Raw genomic sequence first — 11986 nt, forward strand, 5'->3', positions numbered from 1 at the left:
CAAGGAAGAGTTTTAACGAAAAATAGGGCGTTTCGGCTTTGAGAAGTTAGAAGTTGGTTTGACCGAACCGAATTCTGTACGGTTTTTCCCCCTTGTCTTCTTTCCTTCCTTGTCCCCCAAGTCTAGTCTCCACCCTAAAATAAAAAACCTACACCTGTCAGCTCCTCCGCCCCCCTTGCAGCCGGAGCTAATTTTTGCCAAAAGATACTAGCAAATGGATTAAGTCAGTCGCTATACTGATTGCGACTATTAGTGTTAAAGAATAATGGGTTGTCAGTTAATCGGTCGATTGATCGGATAACCTAGAAGTAGATAAAGTACTTACGTGGAATAGAGATAAATAACAAACCGTGATGAATGCCTTAGGACCTCGATTCTGGAAGTTAGCCTACCGCAAAGAGCCGATTTCTAGCTTTATTGTCACTGTCGGCGCTGTCGATGCCGTCATTGGCGGAGTTGGTGAACGCTGGTCGCTGCTAACATTTGGGTTAATGATGGTCATGTTAGCTGTAGGTTTACGCTGGTGGCAAAGCCAACGTCGCCAAACAGAACTGGCTGAACAAGCCGTAACCCATTATCTGCCATCAAGTCCTTCCCGTCCACCCTTACCGATGCTCAGTACCAGCAAGCGCCATCCCCATAGCTGATGCTTACCGCTATAATTTTTCGGAAAACTCAAGCAGAGAGGCGGATTGGTGGGAATGACGAGCCAAACAACATTGGAGCGATTGTATAAAATTGGCGAAGTTGCCAATCAAAGCGGATTGTCGGTAAAAACGATTCGCTATTACGAAGAAGTGGGTCTACTGACGCCAACGACAACCCGTTCCGAATCAGGTTATCGCCTGTTTACCGAACAAACCCTAAATCGGTTAGCCTTTATTAAGCGATCGCAATCCCTCGGACTCAGCCTGAGTGAAATCCACGAAATCCTCAAGGTTCACGACTCCGGGGAATTACCCTGTGGTGCAGTGAAGCAACACTTGCTGCATAAAGTCGAGGAAATTAACCAGCAAATTCAAGCCCTAGAACTACTCAAATCAGAGCTTTTAGGCTTACTCTCAGGATGGCAAGAGCAGCCGCCGCGCGATCGCGTAGCTCAAACTATCTGTCCAAACATTCAATGAATAATTGTCCAGATGTACCATGGCGAGTCTTGACTCAACGCTGGGCTAAAAAGTACCTGGCGCTTGTGTAGGGGCGGGTTTCACGATTATCGTTTTTGACCTCACCCCGATGGAACTAAACCCGCCCCATTCCAAGTTTGAAGTGCGATAATTTAGGACGAATGACGAATGACAAATGACGCATGACAAATGACATAAGGGCAGTTTTGATAGGAGTGATGATAAGTTTGGCGACTATCAGCCATAAGGCAATAAGTCAGCCTTTACCTGTACCCGTTGCGCCACCAAGTCCGGAAAATCCTGCCCAACCGCCGCCTCCTACACCAACAAATCAACTCAATCCCGATAATTTATCTCCGCCTCAACCTCTCTCCTCTCCTGAAGCCTGGAGAAATCCGCGACTCATTTACACGTTTACTGGTCATAACACAGCCGTTGATTCGTTGTTCTTTAGCCTCGATGGAACAATTCTAATTAGCGGCGGTAGTCGTAACGATGGCAAAATTAAATTCTGGCAGCTAAAGACAGGTCGAGAAATCGACAGCCTGCGAGCGCAACGAACGTCGGTTACAGTCCTTAGCTTATCACCAGATGGAGAAACCTTGGTCAGTTCGGGTACAGATGCTGCGGTTAATCTCTGGAACTGGAGAACCGGAGACTATATCCATCAGTTTCGTGATCATACCAGCAATGTTTTATCCTTAGCAATCACGCCAGATGGTCGCACTTTAGTAACAGGGGCTTTAGATGGAATTCGACTATGGGATTTAACCAAACAACGTCGAATATATACCCTGGCGCGTTTTGATAACCAGACCTATGGACTGGCGATTCACCCCGATGGAGATATCCTGGCAAGTGGTCATAAGTTTGGTTCAATTAAACTCTGGAATTTAAACACAGGAGCATCACTCAATCGGATTAGCGCCCATCGTGGTTCAGTTAATGCCTTGGCGTTTACACCCGATGGACAAACATTAGTCAGTGGTAGTTATGATCGCACGATTAAAGTCTGGAATCTCAGAACTGGACAATTAGCACGGACTCTTTCGGGACATATCGGGCGAGTCTGGGCGGTGGCGATTAACCCCGATGGTGACACCCTGGCGAGTACCAGCCGTGACGGGGTGCGGTTATGGAATTTAAGAACCGGTGAACTGTTAGCGTTACTGACAGCCCATGAAGATTGGGTGCATTCCGTTGCCTTTAGCCCGGATGGTACAGTCTTGGCAACAGGTGGATTTGATCGGCAAATCAGGATTTGGCAAATTTCGACCGTGAGTGGTGAAGAGTTGGCACAACGTTCTCCGTAGGGGCTTGGTTACCAAGCCCTTACTTCACTGGGGAAGCTGGGGGAGCTGGGGAAGCCAATGTAGAGACGTGCCATGGCACGTCTGGAAGCTGGGGGAGATAGTAGCTGTTGGCGTTATTTCTGCCTTCTTACACTAGGATTTCCGCCGTACAGCCGTTTTCACTTAAAGGAAATCTAGTATAAACTAGAGGACAAAAGCTATAAAAGCTTAGCTTGCTATAAAGCTAAGTTAATCTTTGGAAAAGAAAAGCTAATCAGCCGGAGAAAAGGACGCTCACAGAAGACGCGATCGCGAATCATCCAAGGGTCTGTTGTCAATAAAACAGTAAACGGAAAAAGTCAAGCAAAATTCATTTTTCTTCAGAAATAACCATCTGATCAGCAGGCTAAGTTGCTTGTGTTCGTCCGTTTTGATGTCAAAACATTTAACCCTAGAACCTTGGTCTCTTGTCTTATTAATAATTCCGATAGTCTATCCATGGCGACGGTGATTGAGTTATGTCAAGCCATCTCTGGAGAAATTAGACTACAGCCATTGCTCTCAACTTTAATCCAGATAGCCTTTGAAACGACAGATGCTCAAAGCGTTACCCTGATTTTGCCTCAGCCGGAGGGTTTAGTCATAGCGGCTAGGGGGGTAAGGGGTATGAACCCCACCATTTTGCCCCTGACTCCCATCGAATCCAGCCCGGAGATTCCCCTGATGCTGGTTGAATATGTATGGCATCATCCAGACATTTTGATTGTCTCAGATGATACGACAGACATTAAACGATGGTCAATGATCGCACTGAATAGGGGAAATGAGGAACAAGAGGGCGGATTTAGTACCATCAGGGTGGAGAAAAACGATAAGAGTGAAACCCACCCCGACAATCCATGGCATCGAGGGCAACCAACAATCAACAACCAACAATCAACAATCAACAATCAACAATCAACAGATCCCCAACTGAGTGTATTATGTGCGCCATTAACAGTTGGTAATCAGGGAATTGGTATTCTTTACCTAGAAAATGATCAAACCAGAGGCGTATTTACGCGCGATCGCGTGGCGATTGTCCAACTCCTGTGCATCCAGGCTGCATCGGCGCTAAAGAATGCTCAAGCCTACAACCATCTAGAAAATCATTGGCGAATCCTAGAGAACACTGTAGAACAGCAAAAGAAGCAGTTACAACAGAGTGAATCCCGCTATCGTGCGATTATCGAGGATCAAAGTGAACTCATTTGTCGTTACAGCGCCGATGGCATACTCACCTTTGTTAACGAAGTCTATTGTCGCTATTTTGGCAAAACTCCCGAAGAACTAATTGGACATCGCTTTTTCCCCCTGATTCACCCGGATGATCAACCCGTGTTAGCAGCCTTTATCACTCAGTTGACTCCCGATAACCCAGTCGGTACAGTCGAACACCGTGTCATTCTAGAGAGTGGTGAGATTCGCTGGCAACAATGGAGCGATCGCGCTATCTTTGACGAGCAAGGACAATTACTGGAATTCCAGGCAGTTGGACGGGATATCACTGATTACAAATTAACTGAAGCACGCCTGCGCCACAGTGAAGCCAGACTCCACGCGATCGTCAGCAGTACCTCCGACGGGATTATGATTGTCGATCGCCAAGGTCAAGTTCGCTTCACCAACCCAGCCGCCGCCAACCTTTTAAATCAGGATGTAGAGGACTTACTCAACTATAACTTTGGACTGCCGATTGGGGTGAATCACACCACAGAATTGGGAATTGTTCGCGCCGATGGACAACTCAGCTTTGCTGAAATGAGTGTAGTTGAAACCGAATGGGAAGGTGAATCGGTTTTTGAGATTTGCTTGCGCGATGTCACCGAACGTCAACGGGCGGAAGCCGCATTACGAGAAAGTGAAGAACGCTTCCGGGCAATATTTGAACAAGCCGCCGTGGGCATTGCCCTGGGGACACCATCGGGACAGTTAATTCGGGTCAATCAACGATTTTGTCACCTGGTAGGATACGAGGAATCGGAATTATTACAGCTTAGTTTCCCCGACATTACTCATCCCAATGACCGAGCCGCAGAACTTAATGATTTAACTCAATTATTAGCAGGTCAACGTTCCACCTATTCTAGAGAAAAACGCTTTATCCGCAAAGATGGTCAATGGCAATGGGTTAATATTTCGGTATCCCTGGTGCGAACTTGGATGGATACCCCTAATTATATTATTGGCGTAGTTGAGGATATCCAACAGCGCAAGCAAACCGAAGCCGCCCTACAACAGGCTTTAGACGCCGCAGAAGCAGCGAATCGGGGCAAAAGCGAGTTCTTGGCAAATATGAGTCATGAACTGCGTACTCCCCTCAATGCCATTCTGGGCTTTACTCAACTCATGGCAAGGGATGCATCTCTAAATCAAGATCAGCAGGATTATTTGGGCATTATTACCCGTTCCGGTGAACATTTGCTGGATTTGATTAATAATGTCCTGAATATGTCCAAAATTGAGGCAGGTAGGATTTCCCTGTCAGAAAATAGCTTTGACCTTTACAGTTTGATCAATTCCATTGCCGAGATGTTGCGCCTCAAAGCCCAATCTAAGGGGTTACAACTTATCGTTGAGCGAACTGCCAATGTGCCTCGCTATGGGGTGGCGGATGAGGGGAAATTGCGGCAAATTTTGATTAATTTAGTCGGTAATGCGGTTAAATTTACGTCACAAGGTAGGGTTATTTTGCGCGTGCAAGAGATATCCGATAGGATAACCGCACCAACGAACACAGATACTCAATCCCGGCTGTTTTTTGAAGTTGAAGACACAGGGGTTGGCATTCCCCCGGATGAACTGGATACCCTGTTTCAAGCCTTTGTGCAAACGAAAACCAGTCAGCGATCGCACTCAGGAACGGGTTTAGGTTTAGCGATTAGTCGTCGATTTGTCCAGTTGATGGGGGGAGAGATTACCATTAATAGTACTCCAGGTCAAGGTACATTGGTAAAATTTGATATCCCCATTGGCATTGTTCCCCAAGATCAGAGTCCTAGCCAACCCTTAAGTCAACAGGTAATTGGCATCGCACCCGACCAACCCAACTATCGCATTTTAGTGGTTGAAGATCAATGGGCAAATCGCAAACCCCTGGTTAAGTTTCTGGAATCCTTGGGATTGGACGTGCAAGAAGCTGAAAATGGTCAAGTGGCTGTGGCTATTTGGGAACATTGGCACCCTCATCTGATTTGGTTAGATATGCGAATGCCTGTGATGGATGGGTATGAAGCCACCCAATTGATTAAATCTCATCCTCAGGGAAAGACAACCGTGATTATTGCCTTAACCGCCAGCGCTTTTGATGAAGAACGAACCGCTATTTTAGATGTCGGTTGTGATGATTTTGTCGCCAAGCCCTTCCGAACGGATGCGATTTTAGAGAAAATGGGACAACATTTAGGACTTCGTTATCGCTATGAAAATGCTGCCCCATCCTCATCCGATGCCGATACACCAATATTAACCCCAGAGGATTTAAAGGTAATGCCCATGAATTGGATTGCCCAGTTGCACCAAGCCGCCATTCAGCTTAATAACAAACAGATTATTCAGCTTATCGAACAAATTCCCCCAGAACAGACGTTATTCGCTAAGGCGTTAACTGATTTAGTTAATAATTTTCGGTGTGATGTCATTATGGATATAGCGCAAAAGGCTAAGTAGGTGGGAAACATTAAACTGAACGACCGTGATCGTCATTTGTCATTCGTCCTTTGCTTCCCCAGCTTTCAGACGTAGCATGCTACGTTTCTACATTGCTCTCCCTTGGCAGCCAGACTTGCTTATGAACAGTTATCAGCCAAAAACCGCAAAAGGAATTATTTTAATCGTTGATGATACAGCCGATAGCTTACGTCTGTTGGAAGCCGCACTAACAAGATATGGGTATGAAGTTCGCAGTACAGTCAACGGTGCTATGGCATTAATGGCGGCGAAAGCGGTAGCACCTGATCTGATTTTGTTGGACATTAAAATGCCCGACATGAATGGCTATGACGTTTGTTCAGCCTTGAAAGCCTCACCTGTCACTCGTGATATTCCGATAATTTTTATTAGCGCCTTAGATGAAGTCTTTGATAAAGTCAAAGCCTTTGCCTTGGGAGGGGCTGACTATATTACTAAACCTTTTCAATTTGAAGAAGTTTTGGCGCGTGTGGATCATCAACTGACGATTCGTCAACTTACCCAAGGTTTAGAGCAACGAGTGGAAGAACGAACCGCCCAATTAAAACAAACCTTACAGGAGTTACAACAAGCCCAAGTTCAGCTTGTACAAATTGAAAAAATGGCAACCTTGGGTCAACTGGTAGCCGCCGTAGCTCATGAAATTAACAATCCTGTAGGCTTTATTCATGGAAATCTCAGTTGTGCCAAGGACTATACTAACGATCTGATTTCCATGCTGCGTCTGTATCAAGACAAATTTCCCCATCCCGGAACTGAAATCGAACAAGAAAGTCAGGATATTGAACTGGATTATTTGATTGAAGATTTGCCCAGTATTTTATCCTCAATGAAAAAAGGAGTTGATCGTCTCTTTCAGTTAAGTAGCTCTTTGCGAACCTTTTCTCGTTTGGATGCTCATACCAAGGTAGCGTTTAACATCCATGATGGAATTGAAAGTACACTGTTGATTTTAAAATACCGCCTTAAGGCAAATGATAAACGTCCAGAAATCGAGGTGATTAAAAACTACGGCGAATTACCGCCTATTGAATGTTATCCTGGACAACTCAACCAAGTTTTTATGAATATTATTGCTAATGCGATAGATGCATTAGATGAATTACAGACAAAAAAGTCCAAGGAATTGAATAAAGACTATCTGCCTCAAATTAAAATTGATACCGATATTCAGTACGATAAAGAAACTGTTATTATTCGGATTCGCGATAATGGAATAGGAATGCCAACTCAGGTAAAAGATTGCATATTTGATAATTTTTTTACCACTAAGCCCGTGGGCAAAGGAACAGGTTTAGGCTTATCGATTGCGCGTCAGATTGTCGTTGAAAAGCATGGAGGTTCCCTAAATTTCAGTTCCGCACCAGAGCAAGGAACCGAGTTTGTGATTGAGTTGCCCATGTCATAAGTCTGATAGTCTGACTTTTCACGGCAATTTGTTATTTGTTATTTGTTATTTGTCATACTCGCGAAGCACCAAGCAAGCTAAGTCCTTTGTAGGGGCGGGTTTAGCCACTAGGCTAGCTTGTTACTAATAAATGAACAACAAAACCCGCCCTGATTCATCACTGTTGTAAATTATATAAAAATGATTGGGAATGGCTAGATATCGTTGCTACTTATTTCTCCAATTCGATAAATTTTTTGCCCAAATGCTTTAAGTTACTCTGCTACCTGGAGGGTTAAAATAACTCCAATGCTAACGGATTGAATAGTCCTGTTTTGGATCAAATTTAGCCCATGAGAGAAGGGTTGATGTCTTGATGCAGGAAATTCGCGATCGCGTGATTGAGTTGTGTGCGATCGCTCTTGTCTCGTCCAAACGCCGCCCCATGACCATAAACTGAGTTTAGCACCATAACTTGGGCATGAGGAATGAGTGCGGCTTCTGCGGTGACATCAGCGACAGCAAAATAGGCATCCGTGCGAATAGGTAGAAAGAGAACCTCTGCTTTTATACTCGCCAACGCCTTCTTTAATGATCCATCCATACCGGGCGTCAAACTAACATCATGATCCGCCCAAGTCTGAAAATGACATAATAGGTCATTCGCATCTTTTTCATGATAGCGGGTGCGCCATTTCGCCAAAAATTCATCCAACGAATTTGCCTGAGTATCAGGATACCTTTGATACACCTCTGATGAATAAAACTCTGGCGAAAAAGCCCAAGGCGCCCAAGCTTCAGACATTCGCGACAGTCCTAATAAAGGAGGTTCTATATAATTGCCCTCTTGGAACGCTGGATCAGAACGAATACAGGTTGCCAAACTATTAAGAAATAGACGAACATGCCAAGTCGCGCGACAACTTCCGGCAATAACCACAGCTTTTTCTACCCTATCTGGATAACTCACCGCCCATTGAATTGCCTGTTGTCCCCCCATACTTGCACCAACAACAGCACGAATCCTATTAACGCCAAGATGATTCAGAAGTGCAGATTGTAAATTCACATTATCCCGAATCGTTACCGTCGGAAAATTAGCACCATTAAACGGTGGCGGAGTATTACTCGGAGAACTACTGCGCCCATTCCCCAACAACTCCGTATGAATAATCCAATCTTTTTTCGGATCTAACGCCAACTTAGCCCCCCGCAGATAAGCCAAATCATAATAACTTTGTGCAAAAGCCGTACAAGTTACAATTGGCGGTTGTGATGACGGTGTACCACTAATTCGATAAGCTAAATTAACCTGAGGTAATACAACACCAGATTCCAGTTCAAACCTATCCAGTGTAAACGTATTAAATTTAGGTGCTGGAAAAATACCCATTAGTTGTCATTTATTGTAGAACCGATAACAAGGAATAGCAAATTTAACGGTACATGAGCTTACTTATATATATATTACGATAAACTTTTCCATCAAATACACCCAATTCCTCTGCGCCCCTCTGCGTTAACCTCTGCGTCCCTCTGCGTTGAAAAAACATGTAATAAGATTACCATTATCTGGAACCTTTACCTAAAAAATCAGTCAACTTAATCCATAGTAATTTTATTATGGCAGGCATATTTCCATGTTAAATTATCGTTGCCAATCAAAACTAGCCGTTCTGATGGCACTAGGCATAACCACAACAGCCTCACTTCCCATCCTCATCGCCGCACCAGGGACAGCCAAAGCCCAACCTGATCGTATCGGACAACTGTTTCCCTCACAACCCACTCCAGTCACCCCTCGTTCTACACAAGTAAGCGTACCATCGGGAACAATTATTGCGGTTAAATCTGAGGAGGCGGAAAAAATAGTAGTTACCCCCGATGAAACCGCACCCATCACCCTGACTGTTACCCAGCCAATTCGTTCTTCAGTCGGAACAATTTTAATTCCCATCGGGAGTCAAATTGAAGGAGAATTACGTCCCGTAGAAGACGGAACTCAATTTATCGCGAAACAGCTAACCCTAAAAACCAGTAATCGAGAATTACCGATTGAAGCGACATCAGCAGTCATTACAGAAACAGAAACAATCGATAATGGAACCGATGTCAGTCGTATTCTCAAAAATGCCGCCATTGGTGCAGCCGCCGCCGGGGTTTTATCAGAAATATTTGGCGATATTGATTTAATTGAAGTTTTAGTCGGTGCTGGATTAGGCGCATTAAGCGGATTACTTTTAGGTGGAAGCGAACAAGCCGAAGTTTTCGTGATTTACCCAGAAACCGATTTAGACTTAACCTTAGATGCTGAGTTAGTCTTGAGATAAGGCAGAAGGTTTCAAGGGGAGGAGTAAGGTGGTAAGGAAAAAGTAGTCACGTCTTAAAGAGGGTGACAAAAGCTGATTTGTATAACAGGTTTAGTTGTAGGGGCGGGTTTTACCGTTATCGGTTGCGAGTAGATACAGATGTAAATAAACCCGCCCTTGCCCAAAGTTTATCCAGAAATAAAACCAAATTTTATAACTCTAATAACCTGGAGGTGGGCAAGAGCCAAAAACGATAACATAAGCACTTCAGGGTTGATAATTCTTGCCCACCCTACGTAAAATAACCGGGGTATCCAAAGGACGAAGGACGAATGACAAATGACGAATGAAAAATGACCAATTTATCTCCAAAACAAAGCCGAAAACACACAAGCCATAATTAATCCCGTCGCATCTGCCAATAAAGCTGCCACCAGTGCATAACGGATGCGAGTAATGCCAACAGCGCCAAAATAAACCGCCAACACATAAAACGTTGTTTCCGTACTCCCCATCATCGTTGAAGCCAAAAACGCACTATAGGAATCCGGTGCTCGTTCCACTATCTCACTCATAATACCTAATGCTCCTCCCCCAGACAGAGGACGAATTAACGCCATCGGTAAGACTTCAGCAGGCAACCCAATTAAACTCGTTATCGGATTTAAGAGAGTCGAAAGCGCCTCCATCGCCCCTGACGCCCGAAACATACCAATTGCCACTAAAATAGCGACTAGAAACGGAATAATCCGAATCGCAATCTCGAACCCCTGTACCGCCCCCTCTGTCACCGCTTCATAAACTTTCACCCCGCGTCCAACCCCATAGGCGATAATCAATAAGATTAATGTGGGAATGAGCCAATAGGAAATAAAATCTTGGTTGAAGAAACCACCTAAACTTTGGCGGATTATCACGCCATAAACCATAGAAAAGATGAACCCGGCAATAAACCCCCAAGCGACAATTTTAGAAATTCGACCTGCGGGATACAACAAATGGGAAAAATCTGGTTCTTCAACGGGCTTAACCTCATCCTCGGTTTGCAGCACCGTTTCTTGTCCTGAACTATCCGCGACAGGCGTATCGGATACTTGACTCCTTTTGCGTAAAAACAACGCCACTAACACCCCAACCAGCGTCGAACAAGTCGTAGACAAAAATGTCGGTAGCCAAATGGCAGCAGGATCACTACTATTTGCCGCCGCCCGCACACCAATGACACCTAAGGGAAATAGAGCCACACTCGATGTATTAATCGCCAGAAACAGACACATCGCATCCGTTGCTGTTCCCGGAAACGGATTCAACTTATTTAACTCCACCATCGCCTTGATGCCAAATGGAGTCGCCGCATTCCCCAACCCCAGCATATTGGCAGAAATATTCAGAATCATCGCCCCCATCGCCGGATGGGTAGGGGGTACATCAGGAAAAAGTTTCACCATCAAGGGTTTGAGCAGAGTTGCCAGATTGTACATCAGCCCACCTGCTTCCAAAACCCTTACTAATCCTAACCAAAGCGCCATGACACCAATCAAACCAATGGCTAACTCGACGGCAGTTTTGGCGGATTCAAAACTGGCGTCAGTAATGGCTTGCATCTTGTCGGTATACCCGGCAAATAGGATAGCGACAGCAATAAAGCCGACAAAAACAATGTTGATAGCGCTGGGCTTCCTCGATGGTTGGGAGGACATACTGAATCACTGTAAACAGACAGACTCTTAGGATAACGGGAAAGGACTGAAGGCAAAAGCCCTCAGTCCAGTAATTGTTCTATACACGAATAGTTAGTTCTAGATGCCTGTCAGTTATCAACGATTCAGTTAGTTCGTAGGGATACGAAGCGTTTTCTAGGAAGGAGTTAGGTATCGCTGCACTACATTAGACCGATTTGTTGCAGAATGCCTTGCCCTGTGAGTAATTCGGTCGCGATACCAATAACGAAGCCCAGCATCGCCAAGCGACCATTCCAGGTTTCAGCGAAGGTGGTAAAGCCTAACTTGGTTTCTTGTTCTTGCATGACTATCCTCTATTAATACCCTTTGGTGTGCGTTTTTACAGTTGCAGCGGATTACATTAAGCCGATTTGTTGCAGAATGCCTTGCCCTGTGAGTAATTCGGTCGCGATACCAATAA

General features: G+C 44.9%; 9 protein-coding genes. 6 read left to right on the top strand and 3 right to left on the bottom strand.

What is annotated here, in order from left to right; genetic code table 11:
• Nucleotides 1-353 precede the first annotated feature (353 nt).
• The 5 genes from ACLFWI_RS17090 (at nt 354) to ACLFWI_RS17110 (ending at nt 7556) form a co-directional block, all read left to right on the top strand.
• On the top strand, nt 354-647 hold the full coding sequence (locus ACLFWI_RS17090) for a hypothetical protein (RefSeq protein ID WP_446398408.1): 294 nt from the start codon (nt 354-356) through the stop codon (nt 645-647).
• A gap of 54 nt (nt 648-701) precedes the next feature.
• Entirely contained in the window at nt 702-1127 is a 426-nt protein-coding gene (locus tag ACLFWI_RS17095; RefSeq protein WP_446409617.1) for a heavy metal-responsive transcriptional regulator, read from the top strand.
• 182 nt (nt 1128-1309) lie between these two features.
• The gene (locus ACLFWI_RS17100) at nt 1310-2440 is read left to right on the top strand and encodes a WD40 repeat domain-containing protein (RefSeq protein WP_446413915.1); all 1131 of its coding nucleotides are present in this window, start codon (nt 1310-1312) and stop codon (nt 2438-2440) included.
• A gap of 438 nt (nt 2441-2878) precedes the next feature.
• Nucleotides 2879-6127, top strand: a complete 3249-nt coding sequence (locus tag ACLFWI_RS17105) for a PAS domain S-box protein (RefSeq protein WP_446413916.1) — start codon at nt 2879-2881, stop codon at nt 6125-6127.
• Nucleotides 6128-6248: 121 nt separating this feature from the next.
• Nucleotides 6249-7556, top strand: coding sequence for a sensor histidine kinase (locus ACLFWI_RS17110; RefSeq protein WP_446413921.1), 1308 nt, complete (start codon nt 6249-6251; stop codon nt 7554-7556).
• 325 nt (nt 7557-7881) lie between these two features.
• Here the strand turns inward: ACLFWI_RS17110 and ACLFWI_RS17115 are convergent, their stop codons facing one another.
• Nucleotides 7882-8928: an alpha/beta fold hydrolase gene (locus ACLFWI_RS17115; protein ID WP_446413917.1), complete on the bottom strand. Its 1047-nt coding sequence runs from the start codon at nt 8926-8928 to the stop codon at nt 7882-7884.
• A gap of 247 nt (nt 8929-9175) precedes the next feature.
• Between ACLFWI_RS17115 and ACLFWI_RS17120 the strand changes: the two genes are divergently transcribed.
• On the top strand, nt 9176-9865 hold the full coding sequence (locus ACLFWI_RS17120) for a hypothetical protein (RefSeq protein WP_446413918.1): 690 nt from the start codon (nt 9176-9178) through the stop codon (nt 9863-9865).
• 341 nt (nt 9866-10206) lie between these two features.
• On the opposite strand, the gene ACLFWI_RS17125 is transcribed toward ACLFWI_RS17120, so the two are convergent.
• A complete protein-coding gene (locus ACLFWI_RS17125) occupies nt 10207-11544 on the bottom strand; it encodes a nucleoside recognition domain-containing protein (protein WP_446413919.1) in 1338 nt (445 codons plus the stop codon).
• 182 nt (nt 11545-11726) lie between these two features.
• Nucleotides 11727-11870 (bottom strand): chlorophyll a/b-binding protein, encoded by a 144-nt coding sequence (locus ACLFWI_RS17130; protein ID WP_446413920.1) that lies wholly within the window; start codon nt 11868-11870, stop codon nt 11727-11729.
• Nucleotides 11871-11986: the final 116 nt, after the last annotated feature.

Origin of the sequence: Coleofasciculus sp. (genome assembly GCF_046539235.1) — a bacterium.
Classification (GTDB): Bacteria; Cyanobacteriota; Cyanobacteriia; order Cyanobacteriales; family Coleofasciculaceae; genus Coleofasciculus.

Coding starts and splice junctions, on each gene's coding strand:
- ACLFWI_RS17125 (WP_446413919.1), bottom strand. CDS start 11,544: ATGTCCTCCCAACCATCGAGGAAGCCCAGCGCTATCAACATTGTTTTT.
- ACLFWI_RS17090 (WP_446398408.1), top strand. CDS start 354: ATGAATGCCTTAGGACCTCGATTCTGGAAGTTAGCCTACCGCAAAGAG.
- ACLFWI_RS17120 (WP_446413918.1), top strand. CDS start 9,176: ATGTTAAATTATCGTTGCCAATCAAAACTAGCCGTTCTGATGGCACTA.
- ACLFWI_RS17095 (WP_446409617.1), top strand. CDS start 702: ATGACGAGCCAAACAACATTGGAGCGATTGTATAAAATTGGCGAAGTT.
- ACLFWI_RS17110 (WP_446413921.1), top strand. CDS start 6,249: ATGAACAGTTATCAGCCAAAAACCGCAAAAGGAATTATTTTAATCGTT.
- ACLFWI_RS17115 (WP_446413917.1), bottom strand. CDS start 8,928: ATGGGTATTTTTCCAGCACCTAAATTTAATACGTTTACACTGGATAGG.
- ACLFWI_RS17100 (WP_446413915.1), top strand. CDS start 1,310: ATGACAAATGACATAAGGGCAGTTTTGATAGGAGTGATGATAAGTTTG.
- ACLFWI_RS17130 (WP_446413920.1), bottom strand. CDS start 11,870: ATGCAAGAACAAGAAACCAAGTTAGGCTTTACCACCTTCGCTGAAACC.